This window comes from Paracoccus sphaerophysae (genome assembly GCF_000763805.1).
GTDB lineage: Bacteria > Pseudomonadota > Alphaproteobacteria > Rhodobacterales > Rhodobacteraceae > Paracoccus > Paracoccus sphaerophysae.
In genome coordinates this window covers 16,924-37,835 of record NZ_JRKS01000028.1, presented here as the reverse complement: position 1 = coordinate 37,835, position 20,912 = coordinate 16,924, and the positions used below count along the sequence as shown (strand labels likewise).

At 66.1% G+C, this 20,912-nt stretch carries 20 protein-coding genes; 15 read left to right on the top strand and 5 right to left on the bottom strand.

All coding sequences use genetic code 11. From position 1 onward, the window contains the following. Both IC63_RS09685 and IC63_RS18110 read left to right on the top strand, forming a co-directional pair. Positions 1-585, top strand: a 585-nt coding sequence (locus IC63_RS09685; protein ID WP_232222575.1) for a BrnA antitoxin family protein, incomplete at its 5' end; no start/stop codon positions are given. 313 nt (positions 586-898) lie between these two features. Further along, on the top strand, positions 899-2,188 hold the full coding sequence (locus IC63_RS18110) for a hypothetical protein (RefSeq protein WP_156965429.1): 1,290 nt from the start codon (positions 899-901) through the stop codon (positions 2,186-2,188). A gap of 3 nt (positions 2,189-2,191) precedes the next feature. Here IC63_RS18110 and carB read toward each other — a convergent pair whose 3' ends face one another. The 3 genes from carB to IC63_RS17490 form a co-directional block, all read right to left on the bottom strand. Beyond that, entirely contained in the window at positions 2,192-5,530 is a 3,339-nt protein-coding gene (carB, locus tag IC63_RS09680; protein ID WP_036719582.1) for a carbamoyl-phosphate synthase large subunit, read from the bottom strand. A gap of 169 nt (positions 5,531-5,699) precedes the next feature. After that, the gene (locus IC63_RS09675; RefSeq protein ID WP_084115705.1) at positions 5,700-6,410 is read right to left on the bottom strand and encodes a flagellar hook capping FlgD N-terminal domain-containing protein; all 711 of its coding nucleotides are present in this window, start codon (positions 6,408-6,410) and stop codon (positions 5,700-5,702) included. 8 nt (positions 6,411-6,418) lie between these two features. Next, complete coding sequence (locus tag IC63_RS17490) at positions 6,419-8,182, bottom strand: flagellar hook-length control protein FliK (protein WP_156965428.1); 1,764 nt, start codon at positions 8,180-8,182, stop codon at positions 6,419-6,421. A gap of 198 nt (positions 8,183-8,380) precedes the next feature. On the opposite strand from IC63_RS17490, the gene IC63_RS09665 reads away from it, so the two are divergent. From IC63_RS09665 to IC63_RS09640, 6 genes are all read left to right on the top strand, one after another. After that, positions 8,381-8,629, top strand: a complete 249-nt coding sequence (locus IC63_RS09665) for a hypothetical protein (RefSeq protein WP_084115701.1) — start codon at positions 8,381-8,383, stop codon at positions 8,627-8,629. 34 nt (positions 8,630-8,663) lie between these two features. Further along, positions 8,664-8,936 carry a hypothetical protein gene (locus IC63_RS18105; RefSeq protein ID WP_156965427.1) on the top strand — a complete coding sequence of 91 codons (273 nt, stop codon included), beginning with the start codon at positions 8,664-8,666 and terminating at the stop codon, positions 8,934-8,936. 174 nt (positions 8,937-9,110) lie between these two features. Further along, the gene (locus IC63_RS09655) at positions 9,111-9,944 is read left to right on the top strand and encodes a flagellin N-terminal helical domain-containing protein (protein WP_036719575.1); all 834 of its coding nucleotides are present in this window, start codon (positions 9,111-9,113) and stop codon (positions 9,942-9,944) included. 95 nt (positions 9,945-10,039) lie between these two features. Beyond that, complete coding sequence (gene flaF, locus IC63_RS09650) at positions 10,040-10,393, top strand: flagellar biosynthesis regulator FlaF (protein ID WP_036719573.1); 354 nt, start codon at positions 10,040-10,042, stop codon at positions 10,391-10,393. Positions 10,394-10,484: 91 nt separating this feature from the next. Next, the gene (gene flbT, locus IC63_RS09645) at positions 10,485-10,886 is read left to right on the top strand and encodes a flagellar biosynthesis repressor FlbT (protein WP_036719570.1); all 402 of its coding nucleotides are present in this window, start codon (positions 10,485-10,487) and stop codon (positions 10,884-10,886) included. After that, positions 10,883-11,656, top strand: a complete 774-nt coding sequence (locus tag IC63_RS09640) for a DUF1217 domain-containing protein (protein ID WP_036719568.1) — start codon at positions 10,883-10,885, stop codon at positions 11,654-11,656. The genes flbT and IC63_RS09640 overlap by 4 nt, the downstream gene beginning before the upstream one ends. 57 nt (positions 11,657-11,713) lie before the next feature. Here IC63_RS09640 and ubiB read toward each other — a convergent pair whose 3' ends face one another. Both ubiB and ubiE read right to left on the bottom strand, forming a co-directional pair. After that, positions 11,714-13,237: a 2-polyprenylphenol 6-hydroxylase gene (ubiB, locus tag IC63_RS09635; protein ID WP_036719565.1), complete on the bottom strand. Its 1,524-nt coding sequence runs from the start codon at positions 13,235-13,237 to the stop codon at positions 11,714-11,716. Positions 13,238-13,343: 106 nt separating this feature from the next. After that, positions 13,344-14,111, bottom strand: a complete 768-nt coding sequence (gene ubiE, locus IC63_RS09630; protein WP_036719563.1) for a bifunctional demethylmenaquinone methyltransferase/2-methoxy-6-polyprenyl-1,4-benzoquinol methylase UbiE — start codon at positions 14,109-14,111, stop codon at positions 13,344-13,346. Positions 14,112-14,166: 55 nt separating this feature from the next. On the opposite strand from ubiE, the gene mutM reads away from it, so the two are divergent. The 7 genes from mutM (at position 14,167) to IC63_RS09595 (ending at position 20,908) form a co-directional block, all read left to right on the top strand. Continuing rightward, complete coding sequence (gene mutM, locus IC63_RS09625; protein WP_036719562.1) at positions 14,167-15,012, top strand: bifunctional DNA-formamidopyrimidine glycosylase/DNA-(apurinic or apyrimidinic site) lyase; 846 nt, start codon at positions 14,167-14,169, stop codon at positions 15,010-15,012. Between the two features lie 95 nt (positions 15,013-15,107). Further along, positions 15,108-15,884, top strand: a complete 777-nt coding sequence (locus IC63_RS09620) for an enoyl-CoA hydratase (protein WP_036719560.1) — start codon at positions 15,108-15,110, stop codon at positions 15,882-15,884. Positions 15,885-16,036: 152 nt separating this feature from the next. Then, on the top strand, positions 16,037-16,306 hold the full coding sequence (rpsT, locus tag IC63_RS09615; protein ID WP_036719559.1) for a 30S ribosomal protein S20: 270 nt from the start codon (positions 16,037-16,039) through the stop codon (positions 16,304-16,306). 505 nt (positions 16,307-16,811) lie between these two features. Then, on the top strand, positions 16,812-18,176 hold the full coding sequence (gene dnaA, locus IC63_RS09610; RefSeq protein ID WP_036719557.1) for a chromosomal replication initiator protein DnaA: 1,365 nt from the start codon (positions 16,812-16,814) through the stop codon (positions 18,174-18,176). A gap of 103 nt (positions 18,177-18,279) precedes the next feature. After that, positions 18,280-19,398, top strand: a complete 1,119-nt coding sequence (gene dnaN / locus IC63_RS09605; RefSeq protein WP_036719555.1) for a DNA polymerase III subunit beta — start codon at positions 18,280-18,282, stop codon at positions 19,396-19,398. Continuing rightward, a complete protein-coding gene (gene recF, locus IC63_RS09600; protein WP_036719554.1) occupies positions 19,395-20,474 on the top strand; it encodes a DNA replication/repair protein RecF in 1,080 nt (359 codons plus the stop codon). Before dnaN ends, recF begins: the two co-directional genes overlap by 4 nt. Further along, complete coding sequence (locus tag IC63_RS09595) at positions 20,471-20,908, top strand: VOC family protein (RefSeq protein WP_036719552.1); 438 nt, start codon at positions 20,471-20,473, stop codon at positions 20,906-20,908. Before recF ends, IC63_RS09595 begins: the two co-directional genes overlap by 4 nt. The last annotated feature ends 4 nt before the right edge of the window (positions 20,909-20,912 follow it).

Genomic DNA, 20,912 nt, shown 5'->3' with positions numbered 1-20,912 from the left:
GTTCATGCGAACGCCACCGGCCGCGCGGTTAACGGCCGGTTAACCCGCCGGGCCGAGGATGGGCGCCTTAACCGGGGAGGGCGGGCGATGGCGCAGGGCAAGGCCGAGGCGGCGCGGCGGGTCAACTATCACTACATGGCCGACGTGATGCGGCGGCTGGAATGGGACCTGCACCAGAAGATCCTGACCGAGGGGCGGGTGCCGGACGCCTGGCACGAGCTGGCGCGCGAGCGCGGCTCGGGCAAGCGGGTGCGGGTGACGCTGATGGTCGAGGAGGAGGTGCTGCGGTTCTTCCGCAGCCTGGGCGAGGGCTATGGGCCGCGGATGAACCGGGTGCTGGCCGGCTTCATGCACGCGCGGCTGGCGGGCGTGCTCGAAGGGGGCGAGACGATGGACTATTTCGCCCGGCGGCGCGAGGCGGAGCTGGACGGGCCAAAGCCGGGGTGGGGGGCGACGCAGAAGCCCTATGAGGAGATCGGGCCGGAGACCCCCGAACTGATGAGCGACGAGCCGGGGGTGCCGTTTGAGTCGGAGCGGTCGGCTCGGCTGCGGGATATGGCGGCTTGGGTGAAGGTGAGGGAGTGAGGGGGCTACACTGTCGGTCTGTGTTCGGCGGGCGCGAAATCTATCGCCCCCCAGATGAGCGACGTCCGGGGGTCGCGATGGGGGAGGGGAAGGCAGGGAAGCGAGCTGATTAGGTGGCTTGGTTCCGGTCGACGGAGTAAATTTGAGTTTGCGGAGGAGCTGATTGGCCTAAGAGGTCTCGTCTTGGATGGTCTCGGTCTGACGTCGAATCGCGCCGATGACTTAAGCTTAAAAATCTGGTACCATCGCCAGATATCGATGCAACGACTCGGATACGACCGTAGAGAACATTCAGCGCAATAGGGAGGTCGCCATGAAAAAACTGGCAGCAACTGCAGTCTCTAGTGTTCTTCTTCTTCCCAATTTCGCGCACAGTGGACCTTGCGATAGCATTATAACTCACGGTCTGCGGAATATATCTATATCAGAGTCTGACGCTGCCCTGCGATCCCTGAAAGCAAATAGAGCATGCAGCTTCGATCGAACGAGCCTAACTGATCAGCAGATGGCAGGGCTGGAGGTTGAGGTATTCGGCTATGGGCAGGGGGAAGGAGATTATAGCAGATCCAAATCCGAAGAGCGAGTTAAGAGCTGGTGCGACAGCCGCGACGCCGCCTTTGCCACTAACGTAAGAAGTTCGGCGCAAGCTGAAAGCTTTTACCAAGGCGCCGTATCAGCGTGGGAAACCTGCCTCAAGTTGAACAATCGCGATTTTAAGATCACCCCAATTATTTCGGCGGATCGCAGAACAGTAGATATTGGCATAGTATATGACGGCTTGGACTCGCCTGACGCCAATCTTAAAGGGGTCAAGGCCGAAGGTTTCACCTGCACTCTCGAGAACCTGGATCAGCCAGGAGAGAAAGTCGTCTATCCTGTAGCATTGGGAAAGGCAACATTCAACATTTCTTGCACGCGCGACAACGCTAAAGAGGTTGAGCGGGGAGGAGAGCTTTATGAGGTTGTGCCGCGCGGAGTCATAAGCATTCACACGGCGAGTGAGCCTTTTCAGCTGTTCTTTGCGGAGGAGTTTAATCCATCACTCCCTGCGGAAGTTGCTAGGCAAATTCGCCAAGATGTGGTGGATAACTCGGTTCCCATAGGAGCAATAGTATGGTCTAGTTTTGCAAGCGAAGTTTTTCTAGAGAAGTTGCTTGAGAAAAGTCAACGAGCTCGCTATGCTTTGGCTGACGGCTCACCAATTCCTTCAGGATCAAAACTCGAGTCGATTTTGGGCGCGGGGTTGCTTCCAGACCTAACTCCTCTCACGGGGGCGGGCCTCTTAGCGGCCGATGGAACAATCGCTACCAATATTTCCTCTGGCGAGCAAATATCGTCTAAGTTCAATTCCGCCCCTAGTGTAGACAAGTGGACATACTCGTTTTCGTTGCGAGATATCGAAGGCCAAGCTTACTCACCCAACGAATACGAGCAAGATGTCGATCAGTTCCAGATTTACGAGGTAAACGGGGCCCTTATCGCTCAGGGCAGAACGTGGAACCGAAAGTGGAACGTGTGGGGCGCCTGGAAAGGTGGTCAAGCTAATCTTTTTGCATTAGGTTGGACGCAGCTTAAGCTTTACCCCTACATTCGCGTGGATTAAGGATCACCCCTGCAACGTCCTGACCCCCACGTCCCCCTCCTCGCGTGAGCGGATCGCGGCCACGGCGGCGATCGCTCCGGCCGCCGTGGTGAAGTAGGGTATCTTGTCGTACAGCGCCACGGACCGGATGTCGCGCGAATCCGCGATGGCCTGGGTGCCCTCGGTGGTGTTCAGCACCATCGCCACGTCGCCGTTCTTCAGACGGTCGACGATGTTCGGGCGGCCCTCGTAGACCTTGTTCACGCGCTCGGCCGCAACCCCCTGGGCGGACAGGAAATCGGCCGTCCCGGCGGTCGCCACGAGCGAAAAGCCCATCGCGGAAAGGTCGCGCATCGCGGCGGCCATCTCGGGCGTCTTGTCGGTGTCGCGGACCGAGACGAAGACGCGGCCGCCCTCGGGCAGATGGGTCCCCGCCCCCATCTGGGCCTTGAGGAAGGCGCGCGGGAAGTTGCGGTCCCAGCCCATCACCTCGCCGGTCGAGCGCATCTCGGGGCCGAGCAGCGTGTCGACGCCGGGGAAGCGGGCGAAGGGCAGCACGACCTCCTTGACCGAGAACCACGGCGTGATCGGGTCGGCCAGCGTCAGCGGGTCGGCGTAGGGCAGCGGCGTGTCGGGGCCGACGCCCGCGGGGTAGGGGGCGCGGTGGGGGAAGGCCGACAGCGGCTCACCCGCCATCAGCCGGGCGGCGATCGAGGCGATGGCCGAATCGGTGGCCTTGGCGACGAAGGGGACGGTGCGCGAGGCGCGCGGGTTGACCTCGAGCACGTAGATCGCGCCGTCCTTGATCGCGAACTGCACGTTCATCAGGCCGACAACGTTCAGCGCGCGGGCCATTGCCTCGGTCTGGCGCTTGAGTTCGTCGATGGCGGCTGCGTCGAGCGTGTGCGGCGGCAGCGAGCAGGCGCTGTCGCCCGAGTGGACGCCGGCTTCCTCGATATGTTCCATGATGCCGCAGACGTGGACGGTTTCGCCGTCAGACAGGGCGTCGACGTCGACCTCGATCGCGCCCGAGAGGTAGCTGTCGAGCAGCACGGGGTTCTTGCCCGAGACCTGGACCGCGTGGGTGATGTAGCGGTCGAGCTGGTCCATGTCGCGCACGATTTCCATCGCGCGGCCGCCGAGGACGTAGCTGGGGCGGATCACGAGGGGGAAGCCGACGCGGGCGGCGATCTCGCGGGCCTCGTCGGGCGAGCGGGCGATGCCGTTGACGGGCTGCTTGAGGCCGAGGTCGTTGAGGAGGCGCTGGAAGCGCTCGCGGTCCTCGGCGAGGTCGATGGCGTCGGTCGTGGTGCCGAGGATCGGGATGCCCTCGGCCTCGAGCGCGTTGGCGAGCTTGAGCGGTGTCTGGCCGCCGAACTGGACGATGACGCCGTGCAGGGTGCCGTTCTCCTGCTCGACGCGGAGGATTTCGAGGACGTGTTCGAGGGTCAGCGGCTCGAAATACAGGCGGTCCGAGGTGTCGTAGTCGGTCGAGACGGTCTCGGGGTTGCAGTTGACCATGATCGTCTCATAGCCGGCCTCGGTCAGCGCGAAGCAGGCGTGGCAGCAGCAATAGTCGAATTCGATCCCCTGGCCGATGCGGTTCGGGCCGCCGCCGAGGATGACGACCTTCCTGCGGTCCGAGGGGCGGGCCTCGCATTCGACGTCGCCCATCGCGGGGGCTTCGTAGGTCGAGTACATGTAGGGGGTCTGGGCCTCGAACTCGGCCGCGCAGGTGTCGATGCGCTTGAAGACCGGGATGACGCCGGCGGCGCGACGGGCGCGGCGGATCCGCGATTCGTCCTGGCGGGTCAGGTGGGCGAGGCGGGCGTCCGTGAAGCCCATCATCTTGATGCGGCGCAGACCGGCGGCGTCCGCGGGCAGGCCGTGATGGCGGATGTCGTGTTCGGCGTCGACGATCTCGCGGATGCGGGAGAGAAACCAGGGGTCGAAGCGGGTGACCTGGGCGATCTCGTCGTCGGTCAGATCGGCGCGCATCGCCTCGGCGATGATCCGGATGCGGTCGGGGGTGGCCTGCGACAGGGCGCGGATGAAGGCTGGCTTGCCTTCCTCGCTCGCGCCGGGGATGGCGATCTCGTCCAGCCCGGTCAGGCCGTTCTCCATGGACGCCAGCGCCTTCTGCAGGCTTTCGTGGAAGGTCCGGCCGATCGCCATGACCTCGCCCACGGATTTCATGGCGGTGGTCAGCTCGGGTTTCGAGCCCGGAAATTTCTCGAACGCAAAGCGCGGGATCTTGGTCACGACATAGTCGATGGACGGCTCGAAGCTGGCCGGCGTCACCTGGGTGATGTCGTTGTCGAGTTCGTCCAGCGTGTAGCCGACGGCCAGCTTGGCCGCAATCTTGGCGATCGGGAAGCCCGTCGCCTTCGAGGCCAGGGCCGAGGACCGCGAGACCCGGGGGTTCATCTCGATCACCACCATGCGGCCGTCGGCGGGGTTCACGGCCCATTGCACGTTCGACCCGCCCGTCTCGACGCCGATCTCGCGCAGGACGGCAATCGAGCCGTTCCGCATCCGCTGGTATTCGCGGTCGGTCAGGGTCAGCGCGGGGGCGACCGTGATCGAATCGCCGGTATGCACACCCATCGGATCGACGTTTTCGATGGAGCACACGATGATGGCGTTGTCGGCGGTGTCGCGCACCACCTCCATCTCGTATTCCTTCCACCCCAGCAGGCTTTCGTCGATCAGAACCTGGGCAACCGGGCTGGCATCGAGGCCGGACCGAACGATCGCCTCGTAATCGTCGCGGTTATAGGCCACGCCGCCCCCGGTGCCGCCCAAGGTAAAGGCGGGCCGGATGATCGCCGGCAGACCGATCTCATCCAGGGCGCCCATCGCCTCGGCCACACCGGCCGAGATGTCGTAACGCCCGTTTGGCAGTTTCGGCGCACTGATGATCGCGGCGCGCGGATTTTCGAGCCCGATCCGGTCCATCGCCTCGCGGAAGAGCTTGCGGTCCTCGGCCATCTCGATGGCGGCGCGCTGCGCGCCGATCAGTTCCACGCCGTATTTCTCAAGCACACCAGCGTCGGCCAGGGCCAGCGCGGTGTTCAGCGCGGTCTGCCCGCCCATGGTCGGCAACAGGGCGTCCGGCCGTTCGGCGGCGATGATCTTTTCGACGATCTCGGGCGTGATCGGCTCGATGTAGGTGGCGTCCGCCATGCCCGGATCGGTCATGATCGTGGCGGGGTTCGAGTTCACCAGGACGACCCGATAGCCTTCCTCGCGCAGCGCCTTGCACGCCTGGGCGCCGGAATAGTCGAATTCGCACGCCTGACCGATCACGATGGGACCGGCGCCGATGATCAGGATCGAGGAGATATCGGTACGTTTCGGCATGGCGGGTCCCCGGAGATCAACGGCAAATCGTCGGGGGTTATAGTGGCAAGCGGCCGACACGCAAGGGCGGCGTCCGGCCGCATCGGCCGCGCGGAGCAAGGGGCCGGCGCGAACGTCACTTCGGCGCGGCGCCGCCCCACGGCGAGCGGGCCTGACGTCGCGCTGTGGATCAGGCCGGGTCTCTCAGCGCCGTCACCTCGGTCTCCAGCGTGCTTGCGCCGCCGGGCAGGGTCAGGCGAACCCCGTCGCTGGTCAGTTCGGCGCCGGTGACGCGAGCGTACGCCCCCACGGCCTCGGTCTTGAGGATCTCGTCGCCTTTCATGCTGACCAGCTTGAAGCTGTACAGCCCCGCAGGCAGATCGCGCCCTGTCGTGGAACTGCCATCCCAGAGGATCTCGGCAGCCGTCGGGTTCAGGGTCTGGCGGGAGGCTTCACGGCCATGCTGGTCGATCGCGACCAGTTGCACCTCGGTCGCGCCCGCGGCCGGCTGGACATCGAGCGTCACGGGCGTGCCATCGAACGCGATCGGGGCGGTGGTTCGGACCTCTCGGCCGATCCAGCCCGCGAGCGTTCCCAGACCAGCGGCCCGCTCGGTCGTCAGTTGCTCGAGCAGCTGGTTGGTCCGAACTTGCTGTTCGACGCCCGAGAAGGTGGCAAGCTGGACGGCGAAATCCGAACCCTCCATCGGGTTCAGCGGATCCTGATGCTTGATCTGCGTGGTGAGCATCTTGAGAAACGTCTCGAAATCGCCACCGGAAAAGCCGGAGGCTGCAGGGGCAGTCCCGGTATCGCTGGCGGTCGCGGGGGCGGGAGCCCCAGCTGCCCGCAGCTGCGTCCCAACGGGACTGGCGAGAGCCGAATTCGCGGCGAGAGTGGTCATGAGTGATCCTATAGCCTGATGTCGATGCGGTGGATGCCCAGCGGCTTCGGCGCTGCGGCAGAGGTGAGGGGAGCAGCTTCTTCTTCGACCCGGTCACGCGCCGTCTCGGCGGACGCCGGCAGAGGGAAGCTTTGTCCGCCTCGTCCCCCGCCGCTTTCATGCTTCATGAAGTCAAGGCTGGCATTGGGCATGCCACTGTCGCGCAGATCCCGCAGAAGCTGATCGCTGTGCCGCCGGATGAGGTCCAGCGTTTCGGGGCGTTCCGCGATGATCCCCAGTCCCGAACCGTCATCCGTGCCCAGCAGAACCGTGACGCGGCCCAGTTCGACGGGGTCCAGCAGGATTTCGACCTGGCCATCCCGCGTGCGGACGATGGCATCGGCAATCTGTTGATGCGGCTCGGCGCGGTGATGCGGACGGAAATGGGCGGGATCGTCGCGTCCGATCACGACCTCACCGCGCGGCGCGTCGTTCGGGCCAGCAGCAAGGGCGGGATCAACCGGCGCGGCGGCCTGCCCCGCCTCTGTCAGCGAGGTGGGAACCACCCGCATGGTTTCTCGGGAGACGGGTTCGGTGGCGCCCTGGGCGTTCGCGGGAGTGCCTGTTGCGACATCCGCGTCTCTGCGCGGGTGGCTCGGCGTCTGTTCCAGTGGAATCGGGCCGGAGGCCGAATTGCCGCCCGACCATGAGCGCTCATCCCTGCGCCCCGCAACACCACCGCGCGGAGGCATGGTCAGATCGGCGCCAAGGATTACGGGAGATGGCGCACGGTCGATACTCGGCATGACGGCTGAATTGGTACATTCTGCCGCGATCCCTGGCGCCAAAGCGCCCGCGGAAGTCGCCGGCACAGACTGCGGCGAAGCCTTCGAGTCGCTTGACAGCAGAGGGGACGAGGCTGGGAACAGATCCGCGTCGGCAACCGGCGCCCAGGCCGAGGTTGCCAGTCCTTCCGGGCGAGGACCGGACTGAGGCGGCAGGCGTCCCGGATCGTGGAACCACTGTGATGGGTCCTCGGGAGCGTCATGGATGTGGGCCATCCGGGCGTTGCCCCGGACGGTGAGTTCACCGACGATGGTACCGCCCGTCGCCCAAGGGCGCCGCAATCCCGCCTGTCCTTGCGCGGAAGAATCCGTGTCCACCCCGTCCCTTACGCCAGGCGCTTTCCAGAGCCTGCCAACAGGCTCAACCGCGTCGCTGGCGCCCTCGCCGGCCGCTTCAGGCAATCTCGGGTCAGACAAGGTCGGGTCGGATGACGCCGGGTTGTCGACCCCGGTCCGCCCAGCCTGCAGCCCGCCGAAAGCGCCGGGCAGAGCCCCGCCTTTCAGGTCCAGCGGATGCGGCGGGGAGATATGTCGCAGCACGGCTCGCTGCGCGCCTGGCAAGGCGGGTCCGCTGTCGTCATGGGAGGGAGCATCCGAGCGCAGCGGCTCCTCGACGGAAACGGTCGCTGCGGCATTGGCTGACGGCGTCGACAGCGCAGCCATCAGAATGATCGGCGGTGGCGGGGCCCCCGGTCGGGGATCGGCTGCGACCTCGACCGGATCGGTCGACGCCTCGCGCATCGCAATGTCGATCATGCATGGCGATTCGAGCGACGACTCCGGTTCGATCTGGTCGTCGTCACCGGTTCCCGGCTGTTTCCCTGCCGTCTCTTCGGGATCCGAGGTACCAGCCGGCGAATCGACCGCACACAGCAAGCCCTTGCCGTCCGCATCGCCTGCGCCGGCGTCCAGCAGATCGGTGAATGCGACGGCTGAACCCTTTGCCATGTCACCGACAGGCCCTCGCAAGACCGACCCGGCGGCTCCTCCAGCCCCAGCGAGCGGTATCGATATCGAAAACAGTCCCAATGTCATGCGCTTGCCCGGCCAGACCGAAATATCTCTGCTCCTTTTACAGCCTGGAGGTTACCAAATATTTACCGGTCGTCGATAACTTGGACAGATCGGAATTTAACGGATCTCACCATGAAGATAGAATTCTCTCCTGCGGGGATGCCGGTGGCTCCCGCAAGGCCTGCGGCCGGCGATTCGCTCGAGGCTGCTTTTCTCGGCGAAATGCTCAAGCTCGTCATGCCTGTCATGTCGGATGGAGCATTCGGCGGCGGGGCGGGCGAATCGCATTTTGCATCTTTTCTCGTCGAAGGTCATGCCGACGCCCTTGCCCGGCGCCTGGATCTTGGCCTGACGCAGCGCATGGGTGTGCAGGATGCGTAACCGTTCAGATCTTATCGAAAAAGCATGTGAGGCCATGGTCGCCGGCGACGCCGAAAGCTGCCAAAGCGCCCTCGATCACTTCCGGGGTTCCGTTGCCCGACGTGCGCTGACACCCGAAGAGGCTGTCGCGTGCAACGCACAACTGGAGCGGCTGCAGGGTCTGGCGCACGCGGCCTGCGACGGTATCGTCGCCTCCCGAGACTGGTTGAACGAACTGTTCAGGCTGACGGGCGGACTGGAAGTCTACGACCGCAGCGGGCGCCAGCGCGTCGATACGGGGCTCGCTCACCCTGCGCGCCGGTTTTGAATAAAATTCTCCGGATTGGAAATTTGGCGAAAGCGGGAACGTTCACTAATCATTAGGTGTCGCCTGTTAATAGGATGACAGCACTGCAGATGGTGCCGGGGAAACAGCCCGCAGGTCAGAAAGGCCGGAACTTTCAACCCGGACGTCAAATTCGTCCGTATCAAGGAGGACACAATGTCCAGCATTCTGACCAACAATGGCGCAATGGTCGCGCTGCAGACCCTGAAGGGTATCAACTCGTCGATGGCAAAGACCCAGGACGAGATTTCGACCGGCAAGTCGGTCGCGACGGCCAAGGACAATGCCGCCGTCTGGGCAATCGCCAAGACGATGGAATCGGACGTCAGCGGCTTCAAGGCCATCGGCGACGCCCTGTCGCTGGGCGAATCGTCGGTCGCGGTTGCGCGGACGGCCACCGAATCGGTGACCAATCTGCTCGACCAAATCAAGACCAAGATCGTCGCTTCTCAGGGTGAGAACGTCGATCGTGCCACGCTCCAGAAAGACATCGATGCGATGTCGGGTCAGATCAAGTCGATCATGGACTCGGCCCAGTTCAACGGGCTCAATCTGGTGAACGGCACCCAGACCGCGGACGTCAACATCCTGTCGTCCCTGGATCGTGCGTCCGACGGGACCGTGACCGCTGCGCATATCGCGGTGACGCCCAAGGATCTCACCGCGATCCATACAGCGGTGGACGGGTACGATGTCACGACCTCGGCTGGCGCAGCCGCTGCGCTGACCGACATCGAGGACCAGATGAAGGCCTCCATCGAAGCCGCGGCCAGCTTCGGCTCGGTCGCCAAGCGGATCGAGACCCAGTCGGAATTCGTCAGCAAACTGGCGGATACCCTGACCTCGGGGATCGGTTCGCTGATCGACGCCGACATGGAAGAAGTCTCGGCGCGTCTGCAGGCTCTGCAGGTCCAGCAGCAACTGGGTACCCAGTCGCTCTCGATCGCCAACCAGGCGCCGCAGGCCCTGCTGTCGCTGTTCCGCGGCTGATGAATCTGACCGGGGCCGACTTCGGCCCCGGTCACTCTGCTCCGCGTGAGCTTCGTCAATAACAGACCAGCGCGAGGATATTCGTGACGGCACACATGACCACCGGTTACAATGCCACGACGGCGATCGAGACTGATCCCCGCCGCGCCGAAGCCGCCCTCCTGTCGCGGCTGGCGGCCCAGATGCTGCGCTGTGAAGATCTCGGCACTCAGGGGTTTCCGATGCTGGCGAAGGCGGTTCATGAAAACCGCAAGTTCTGGCACCTCGCCGCTGCCGACCTGGCGGGTGACGGGAATGAGTTGCCCGAAGCGCTCCGTGCACAGCTGATCTCGATTGCGGGCTTCGTCGATCGAGAGTCCGCCCGAGTTCTAAGCCGGACCAAGTCGCCCGAGGCTCTGATCGAGATCAACCGATCAATCGCTCGCGGGCTCTTTGCTGCAGGCGTCTGAGGGTCCGACGTCACATTTCGCCCGCGGCTCCGCGACGTGGTTTTCGTCCACGGCTTCACAGCATCGCGGCGAGTACTTTGAAGGATGAAAGATGAGCGGACTGATCCTCAAACTTGCACCTGGCGAGCGCGTTCTCATCAACGGCGCCGTCATCGAGAACGGCGACCGTCGTTCGAAAATTGCCATCAAGACTCCCAACGCCAAGATTCTTCGCCTGAAGGAAGCGATCCATCCCGAGGCCGTCGAAACACCGGTCGCGCGGGTCTGCTATGCAGCCCAGCTCGTGCTGTCCGGCGACGTCGAGCCTGATCCGGGGCGACGGGATCTGCTGAAAGGCATCGAACAGCTGTCCCGCGTGTTCGACGATCGTGACAGCCGCAGGGCCCTGGACCGCGCGACCGGCGATGTGCTCTCCGGAAACGTCTACCAGGCGTTGCGCCAGTTGCGCAGCCTGTTGCCGCGGGAAGCGCGCATTCTTGCGCAGCTGTCATGAGCTTCCAGCCCATCATAGGCGGCGGCGGTTATGCTGGCTGGAAGCTCCTCGCCCGAACCGGGGAGACGCAAAAGAAACTTGTCGCGCAGGACGCGGAAGTCGTTCGTGACACGCGGCATTTCCGCGAAAATTTCGATGACGTCAAGACGGCCGAGGATCTGGTATCCGATTACCGGATGCTGCGGACGGCGCTTAGCGCCTATGGACTCGAGGCCGATACCAATAACCGCTATTTCATCCGAAAGGTGCTCGAGTCGGACCTCGACGATCCCAAGAGCCTGGCAAACCGTCTTGGCGACAAGCGGTATCGCGCGCTGGCAGAGGCCTTCGGGATGGGAAAGGGCGGCGCCCGCGCGAAGGGTCTCGTCGATACCGTTGCAGAGCGGCATGTCGTGGCCGAACTGGAACGGCGCGTCGGCAATGTCGACGGGAATCTCAGGCTTGCAATGAACGCAAAGCGCGAACTCGCGGCAGTGGGAGAATCCGACTCTTCCGATACGACGCGATGGTACAACATTCTGGGCTCCGTACCGCTGCGCAAGGTGGTGGAAGGCGCGCTGGGTCTGGGGACGGAGTTCGGAAAGCTCCCGGTTGAACGTCAGGCACAGGAACTCGCCAGCAGAACGGCCAAGCTGTTCGGCTCGGGTTCTCCGTCCGTCTTTGCCGATCCGAAGAATCTCGAGAAGCTGATCGGCCGATTCCTGGTGCGCGCCGAGGCGGTCACCAGCAGCCAGTCGGCCTATAATGCCGCGCTTGTCCTCTTGCGCTGATCGCAGCTGCAAGAGGCGCCCAGATGCGCGCTGTTCCGATAACAACTTAACGGAGGTTTAGAAAAACGCGGCGCCCATCAGGGCACCGATGCCCAACAGACCGGCGACCCAGACAAGGGGGTAGGATGGCTTCTGGACCACCACGTCCAACGGGGGCCGCGACAAGCGATCGATCTGGCGGTCGACCAGCTCGCTCAACTGCGGGCCGTGACGTCCGAGTGCCTGCAGGACGCGCATGCCGTCGCGCACCGCCGCGCGGGGACCGAGACTGCTGCGGATGTACTGTTCGACGACCGGGCGCGCTGCGGCCCACATGTTGATCTGCGGATCGAGGCTGCGGGCCACGCCCTCGACGACCACCATGGTCCGTTGCAACAGGATCAGTTCGGTCCGCGTGGCCATCCCGAACCGCTCGGTGACCTCGAAGAGATAGGCGAGCAGGTTCGCCATCGAGATCCGCGACGCATCTGCCCCAAAGATCGGCTCGCCGACCGAGCGCAGCGCGCGCGAGAACTGGGCCATGTCCCGATCGGCCGGCACGTAGCCCGCTTCGAAATGGACCCGCGCCACGCGGTGATAGTCCCGCTGGATGAAGCCATACAGAATTTCCGCATAGACCCGGCGGGTATATTCGTCGATCTCGCCCATGATGCCGAAATCGAAGATGACGATATCGCCGTCATGTGCGACCCGCAGGTTGCCCTGGTGCATGTCGGCGTGGAAGAATCCGTCCCGCAGCGCGTGACTGAGAAACAGGCGGATCAGTCGCTCGGCCAGCGCGCGCGTATCGTGTCCCGCCGCGCGGATCGCCGCCACGTCGGCCATCGGGATGCCGTCGGCCCAGTCGCTCGCCAGAACCCGCCGCGCGCAGATCGGCCAATGCGGCAGCGGCACCGACAGTCCCGCATCGCCCTTCGTATTCTCGGCAAACTCCGACGCCGCCGCGGCCTCGAGCCTCAGGTCGAGCTCGCCCGACACGACCGATTCAAAGTGCCGGATCACGTCCCGGGGGCGAAGCCGCCTGCTGGCGGGCGACAGACGCTCGATCATCCCGGCGGCGAGGTGGAATGCGTCGATGTCACGCCGGAAAGCCGCCTCGATGCCCGGACGCAGGATCTTCACCGCGACCTGTGCCCCGGTGTCCGCGCGCCGCGCCTGGTGGACCTGTGCGATCGAGGCCGCGGCCACCGGCTCGGAGAACTCGGAAAACAGCGACTCCACCGGCGCGCCCAGTTCCGACGAGATCACCGCCCGCGCCACTTCGGTCGGAAACGGGGGCAGCCGGTCCTGCAGCATCCGCAGCTGCTGGGCCATGCCCTCGCCCACGACATCGGGGCGCGTCGACAGGATCTGCCCGAACTTGATGTAGGCCGGCCCCAGCGCGGTGATCGCGCGGGTGATCGGCGGCAGTGCCGGATCGCCCGCATAGCCCAGCCAGGCGAACGGCCACCCCATGATCCGCGCCGCGGCGCGCACCCGCGGGGGAGCGTTCATCGCGTCCAGCGCCGCCCCCATCGCCCCGGTCCGCTGAAAGGTGGCGCCGGTGCGGATCAGCCGCCAGATATTGTGCGGTCCGCGCATCAGCCGTGCCCCCGCGACCGGGCTGCGAGGCTTCGGGCGGTCGGCAAATATCCCTCGGGGGTCCGGGGGTGGAAAACCCCCGGGCCGGCAGTGACGCGCTGCGGCCTCACAGCTTCCACCCGGAATGCAGCGCAGCGATCCCCATCGACAGGTTGCGATACTGCACCATCTCGAACCCGGCCGCGCGGATCATCGCGGCGAAGCTGTCCTGGTCGGGAAAGCGGCGGATGGATTCCACCAGATACTGATAGGAATCGCGGTCGTTCGCCACCATCTGCCCCAGCGGCGGGATCACGTTGAAGGAATAGCGGTCATAGGCCCATTGCAGCGCCGGCACCGGCAATTGCGAGAATTCCAGCACCATCAGCCGGCCGCCGGGACGCAGCACGCGGAACGCCTCGGCCAGCGCATCGGGGATGCGGGTGACGTTTCGGATCCCGAAGCTGATCGTATAGCGGTCAAAGCTCGCATCCGCGAAGGGCAGGGCCATCGCGTCCCCGGTCACCCAGGACAGCCGATCCGCCAGCCGCCCGGCCTCGGCGCGCTGGCGCCCCTCGACCAGCATCGATTCGGTCATGTCGCAGACCGTGACCGCCGCGCCGGGCGCGCGGTCGAGGAACCGGAACGCGATGTCGCCGGTGCCGCCGGCCACGTCCAGCAGGCGCTGGCCGTCCCGCGGCGCCAGCCAGTCCATCATCGCGGCCTTCCACAGCCGATGGACGCCGACACTCATCAGGTCGTTCATCACGTCGTATTTCGAGGCGACCCTCGAAAAAACCCCATGGACCAGCCCGGCCTTGTCCTCTTCGGCGACGTCCCGAAAGCCGAAATGGGTCTGGCCGCTGCCCGATTGTGTCTCCGGTCCGTCGCTCATAGGTCTGTCTTCCAGTCGCCGCGTCGGGCGGCACCATGCAGCGGATGGGGCGGAAATGCCAGAACTGCCAGAGGTCGAAACCGTCCGCCGCGGCCTCGCGCCGCATCTGGAAGGCCAGCACATCACCCGCGTCGACCAGCGCCGCCCCGATCTGCGCTGGCCGATGCCGACCGATCTCGTGCAGATTCTGACCGGCGCCCGGGTGACGACGCTGCGCCGGCGGTCGAAATACATCCTCGCCGATCTGGATCGCGGGCCCAGCCTGCTGCTGCATCTGGGGATGTCGGGCCGGGTGCGGATCGAATCCGAACCGCTCGGCCAGTTTCACCACGACCCCTCGATCCTGCCCCGGCACGACCATCTGGTGCTGGAAACGGAATCCGGCAGCCGCATCACCCTCAACGACGCGCGGCGCTTCGGTGCCGTCGACCTGGTGCGCGAGGGAGAGGCGCATCCGCTGCTGTCCGGTCTGGGCCCCGAGCCGTTGTCGGACGATTTCACCCCGGGGCGGCTGGCCGCGGCCTTTGCGGGCCGGCGCGCCCCGGTCAAGGCGCTGCTGCTGGATCAGCGCGTCGTCGCGGGACTGGGCAACATCTATGTCTGCGAGGCGCTGTTCCGGGCCGGCATCCACCCGACCCGCGCCGCCGGCCGCATCGGCCGCGACCGCATCGCGGCGCTGCACGGCGCCATCCGCGACGTGCTGGCCGAGGCGATCACGGCGGGCGGCTCGTCGCTGCGCGATCACCGCCAGACCAGCGGCGAGCTGGGCTATTTCCAGCACAGCTTCCGCGTCTACGGGCGCGAGGGGCTGCCCTGTCCGCGCCCCGGCTGCGGCGGCACGGTGCGCCGCATCGTCCAGTCCGGCCGGTCCACCTGGTACTGCCCGGTCTGCCAGAGGTAAGCCGCGGAAATCCGGCCCGGCCCGCGCGGAACGCTGGCCTCCGGCCCGCGGCTTTGCTACCACGTCACGCAACGCAAGCTGGGGGGACCTTTGCCATGGCCTATCAGACCATCCTCGTCGAGATCGCGGATCATGTCGCGCTGATCCGGCTCAACCGGCCCGAGGCGCTGAACGCCCTCAGCGGCCAGCTGATCGGAGAGCTGGCGACCGCCGTGACCGCCGCCGATCAGGACCCGAATGTCCGTTGCATCGTGCTGACCGGCAACGAAAAGGCCTTTGCCGCCGGCGCCGACATCAAGGAGATGGCCGAGAAGTCCTATGTCGACGTGCTGACCGGCGACCTCTTCGGCACCGAGATCGACCAGATCAGCCGCTGCCGCAAGCCGATCATCGCCGCCGTCGCGGGCTATGCGCTGGGCGGCGGCTGCGAGCTGGCGATGATGTGCGACTTCATCATCGCCGCGGAAACCGCCAAGTTCGGCCAGCCCGAGATCAACCTGGGCGTCATCGCCGGCATCGGCGGCACCCAGCGCCTGACCCGCTTCGTCGGCAAGTCCAAGGCGATGGACATGAACCTGACCGGCCGGTTCATGGACGCGGCCGAGGCCGAGCGGTCGGGCCTCGTCAGTCGCGTCGTCCCGGCCGACAAGCTGATCGACGAGGCGATGGGCGCCGCCCGCAAGATCGCCGCCAAGTCCGCCGTCGCGGTAATGGTCGCGAAAGAGACCGTGAACCGGTCCTATGAGACGACGCTGCGCGAGGGGTTGCTGTACGAACGCCGCGCCTTCCATGCGCTGTTCGCCACCGAGGACCAGAAGGAAGGGATGAGCGCCTTCGCCGAAAAGCGCGAGGCGCAGTTCCGCGACCGCTGATCGGGGCTTTCCTTTGCGGACCCCTTGCGCTATAGGCCCCGCCTTACATGCGCGTGGGCCCGCTTAGGCAAGAATCAGCACCGTTCCCGATGGGGGCGGTCCGGGTCTTTCGTGCAATCAGGTAAACGAAACGACCCGAAAGAACGACCACCATGGCCAACACGCCCCAGTCCAAGAAACGCGCCCGCCAGACCGAGCGCCGCACCGAAGTCAACAAGGCGCGCCGGTCGCGCATCCGCACCTTCATCCGCAAGGTCGAGGAAGCGATCGCTTCGGGCAATGCCACCGCCGCGGCAGACGCGCTGCGCGCCGCCCAGCCCGAACTGATGCGCGGCGTCACCAAGGGCGTCGTCCACAAGAACACAGCTTCGCGCAAGATGTCGCGCCTGGCCGCCCGCGTGAAGGCGCTTCCGGCCGCCTGATCGCCCTTCCGGCTTTGATCCTGACGGCGCGTCCCGCACCCGGCGGGGCGCGCCGTTGCGATTCGTGCACCAGCCAGCGGCGAAAGGTTAATATAATGAATTTGTTCAACATTTTCTGCGTCGCAGCGTCGACGCAGAATCGGCTTCGAAAGGCTCTGTCAAGTTCATAGTTCGGTTGCAGGTCGTTCGGACTTGGCGATAGCTTGCCCGAAGCGATTCACCTCGCGACAGGGAAAGATCGTCCGGGCAGATCAGCTGCCGCCTTCCGACCGGACGATGCAAGCAGGATTTGGACCAGTGTTTTCTGGGATTTCTCTTGCCTGCCGCCCGTCCGGTTCCGGCTGCCACCGGGATCTGGACGACCCGGGACAATTCGGTCGGGACTTCGGTCCCTTGTGTCGTGCCGCCGTGCGGCGCGCCGGATCGTGTCGTTCCGCTGTCGTGAAAGCGTCGCATTGTCCCGCCGGCGTTCCCGGCGGGGGACGGGGACAGAAGGAACGACGGAATGGACAAGCTGTGGGCAGGTGCGCGGCCCGAACTGGAAGCGCTGGTCGGGACGAACAACTACGTCACCTGGCTGGCGCCGCTGAGCCTGCGCGCGATCGAGGGCGGGGCGGCGGATATTTCCTGCCCGACGCGCTTTCTGTCCGACTGGGTGTCCCGCCACTATAGCCGCCCGATCATCGATGCGCTGTCGCGGCAGGGGGCGGCCGTCGAACGGGTCAGCTTCACCGTCGCCACCGGCCGCCCGGCCACGGCGATCCCGGCCGCTGCCAGCCCCGCCCCTTCGGCCCAGGCGGCGCGCGCCCGGGCGCCGCAGCGCGACGACGAGATGTCGGCGCCGCTGGACGCCCGCTATACCTTTGACAATTTCGTCGTCGGCAAGCCGAACGAGCTGGCCCATGCGGCCGCCCGACGGGTGGCCGAGGGCGGGCCGGTCACCTTCAACCCGCTGTTCCTGTATGGCGGGGTCGGGCTGGGCAAGACCCACCTGATGCACGCCATCGCCTGCGAACGCCGCGCCCGCGACCCCGAGGCCCGTGTCCTGTATCTGTCGGCCGAACAGTTCATGTATCGCTTCGTCCAGGCCCTGCGCGAACGCACCGTCATGGATTTCAAGGAGATGTTCCGCACCGTCGATCTGCTGATGGTCGATGACGTCCAGTTCATCGCCGGCAAGGAATCGACCCAGGAAGAATTCTTCCACACCTTCAACGCCCTGGTCGATCAGGGCAAGCAGATCATCATCTCGGCCGACCGCGCCCCGGGCGAGATCAAGGACCTGGAAGACCGCATCAAGTCGCGGCTGTCCTGCGGCTTGATCGTCGACCTGCACCCGACCGATTACGAGCTGCGCCTGTCGATCCTGCAGTCCAAGACTGACCAGTTCCGCCAGACCTATCCCGGCCTGCAGCTGGGGCAGGGGGTGCTGGAATTCCTCGCCCACCGCATCACCTCGAACGTGCGCGTGCTGGAAGGCGCGCTGCAGCGCCTGTTCGCCTTCGCCAGCCTGATGGGGCGCGAGATCGACCTCGACATGACGCAGGAATGCCTGGCCGACATCCTGCGCGCCTCGGACCGCAAGGTGTCGGTCGAGGAAATCCAGCGCAAGGTGGCCGAGCATTACAACATCCGCTTGTCCGACCTGGTCGGCCCCAAGCGCGTCCGCACGCTGGCCCGCCCGCGTCAGATCGCCATGTATCTGGCCAAGCAGATGACCAGCCGGTCGTTGCCCGAGATCGGGCGCCGCTTTGGCGGGCGCGACCACACCACGATCATGCACGGGGTGCGCAAGATCGAGGAGCTGTGCGCCGAGGATCACGGGCTGGCCGAGGACGTGCAGCTTCTGCGCCGCGCGCTCGAGGCCTAGGCGGGGCGGCGTTCACGGGCGCTTGACCCCCACGACGCATTGACGAAACTGTGCGCGGCGCGCGGACCCGCGGCCGACGCGACGACAGCAGGGGCAGGATGCCATGAAATTCTCGATCGAAAAGGCGGTTCTGGTGAAGGCCGTCTCGCAGGCCCAGTCGGTCGTCGAACGCCGCAACACCATCCCGATCCTCGCCAACGTGCTGATCGAGGCGACCCCTGACGGCGTCAGCTTCCGCGCCACCGACCTGGATACCGAGGTCGTGGACAAGGCCGCGGCGATGGTCGAACGCCCCGGGGCCACCACCGTCAGCGCCGCGCTTCTGAACGAGATCGCCCGCAAGCTGCCGGACGGCGCGCTGGTCAACATCGCCGCCGACGCCGCGACGAACCGGCTGACCGTGCAGGCCGGGCGGTCGAACTTCAGCCTCGCCACCCTGCCGCGCGAGGATTTCCCGGTCATGGCCTCGACCGAATACGCGGCGAACTTCGCCGCCAAGGCGCCGGTGCTGCGGCGGCTGTTCGACAAGTCGCGCTTTGCGATCTCGACCGAGGAAACCCGCTATTACCTGAACGGCGTCTACATGCACGTGGCCGACACCGAGGGCGGCAAGGCGCTGCGCTGCGTGGCGACCGACGGCCACCGGCTGGCGCGGGTGGACGCGTCACTGCCCGAGGGGGCGGCCGACATGCCCGGCGTGATCGTGCCCCGCAAGACCGTGGCCGAACTGAAGAAGCTGCTGGACGACGACGATGCCGAGATCGCCGTGTCGGTCGGCGAGACCAAGGTGCGCTTTGCGACGCCGACGATCACTCTGACCTCGAAGGTCATCGACGGCACCTTCCCCGACTATACCCGCGTGATTCCCAAGGGGAACGCCCGCAAGCTCGAGGTCGATGCCGCCGATTTCGCCCGCGCCGTGGACCGGGTGGCGACGGTGTCGTCGGAACGCTCGCGCGCGGTCAAGCTGGCGCTGGACGAGGACCGGCTGATCCTGTCGGTCAACGCCCCCGACGCCGGCGCCGCCGACGAGGAGCTGGCCGTGGGCTATGCCGACGAGCCGCTCGAGATCGGCTTCAACGCCAAGTACCTGCAGGAAATCGCCGCCCAGATCGACCGCGAGAACGCCGTTTTCCTGTTCAACGGCGCCGGCGACGCGGCCCTGATCCGCGAGGGCGGCGACGAATCCGCCGTCTATGTCGTCATGCCGATGCGGGTGTGACGCTTCGTCACCTGAGCCTCGCGCAGTTCCGGTCCTGGCCGCGGCTGGAACTGGAACTCGACGACCGGCCGCTGGCGATCTTCGGGCCCAACGGGGCCGGCAAGACCAACATCCTGGAAGCCCTGTCGATGCTGTCGCCGGGCCGCGGCCTGCGCGGCGCGGCGCCCGGCGATCAGGCGCGGCAGGGGCCGGACGCGGGCTGGCGCATCCGCGCGCAGATCGGCGACCGGGCGGTGGAAACCGGCGCGCTGCCCGGCGAATCGCGCAGCGTGACGCTGGACGACAAGGCGGCGACTCAGGTCGCGCTGGGGTCGCTGGTGCGGATGATCTGGCTCACGCCGGCGATGGACCGGCTGTGGACCGACGCGCCCGAACAGCGCCGCCGCTTTCTGGACCGGCTCACGCTGAGTTTTCAGCCCGGCCACGCGGAATCGGCGCTGACCTTCGACAAGGCGATGCGCGGCCGCAACCGCCTGCTGCGCGACGAGGTGCGCGACGACCGCTGGTATCGGGCGCTGGAAACCCAGATGGCCGAGGCCGGCGCGGCGATGACCGCCAACCGCCTGGCCGCGCTGACCCGCATCGCGGCGGCACAGCAGGGCGCGGCCACGTCCTTTCCCGCCGCCCGCCTTGCCCTGCTGCCGGGCGAGGGCTTTGCCGACGATGCCGACGCCGCCAGCATCGCCGACCGGCTTGCCGCGACGCGCCCGCGCGACATGGCCGCCGGCCGCACCCTGACCGGGCCACATCGGGCCGACCTGGGGGCGTGGTGGGGGCCGCAGGACATGCCCGCCGCGCTCAGCTCCACCGGCGAGCAGAAGGCGCTGCTGCTGTCGCTGATCCTCGCCAATGCCCGCGCGCTGGCGGCCGAGCGCCCGGTGCTGCTGCTGGACGAGGTCGCCGCCCATCTGGACGCCGCCCGCCGCGCGGCGCTGTATGACGAGATTACCGCGCTTCCCGCCCAGTCGATCCTGACCGGGACCGGGCGCGAGCTGTTCGACGCCTTCGGCCCCCGCGCCCGCTATCTGTCCGTCCACCGCGAGGCCGCCGTCTCGCACGCCGAGGAGACATCATGAGCCTTCCCCGCCAGCGCGTGACGCTGATCACGTTGGGCGTCGCCGACCTGGACCGGGCGCGTCGCTTCTATGCCGCCTGGGGCTGGACCCCGCGCCCCTCGGACGCCGAGGGGGTGGTGTTCTACCAGATGCACGGCGCCGCGCTGGCCCTGTTCCCGCTGGACGAACTCGCCGCGGACCAGGGACGGCCCGGCGCGCGGCTGGGGACCGGCGCGATCACCCTCGCGCAGAATTGTGCCGATCCTGCCGAAACCGATGCCGTCTGGCAGTCCGCCGTGGAGGCCGGGGCGACTGCGCTGAAGCGCCCCGAGAAGGTGTTGTGGGGCGGCTATTCCGGCTATGTCGCGGACCCTGACGGGCATGTCTGGGAAATCGCGCATAACCCGTTCTGGCAATTGGACCCAGACGGCAGCCTTGCGCCGGAGGCGATCTAGGGCA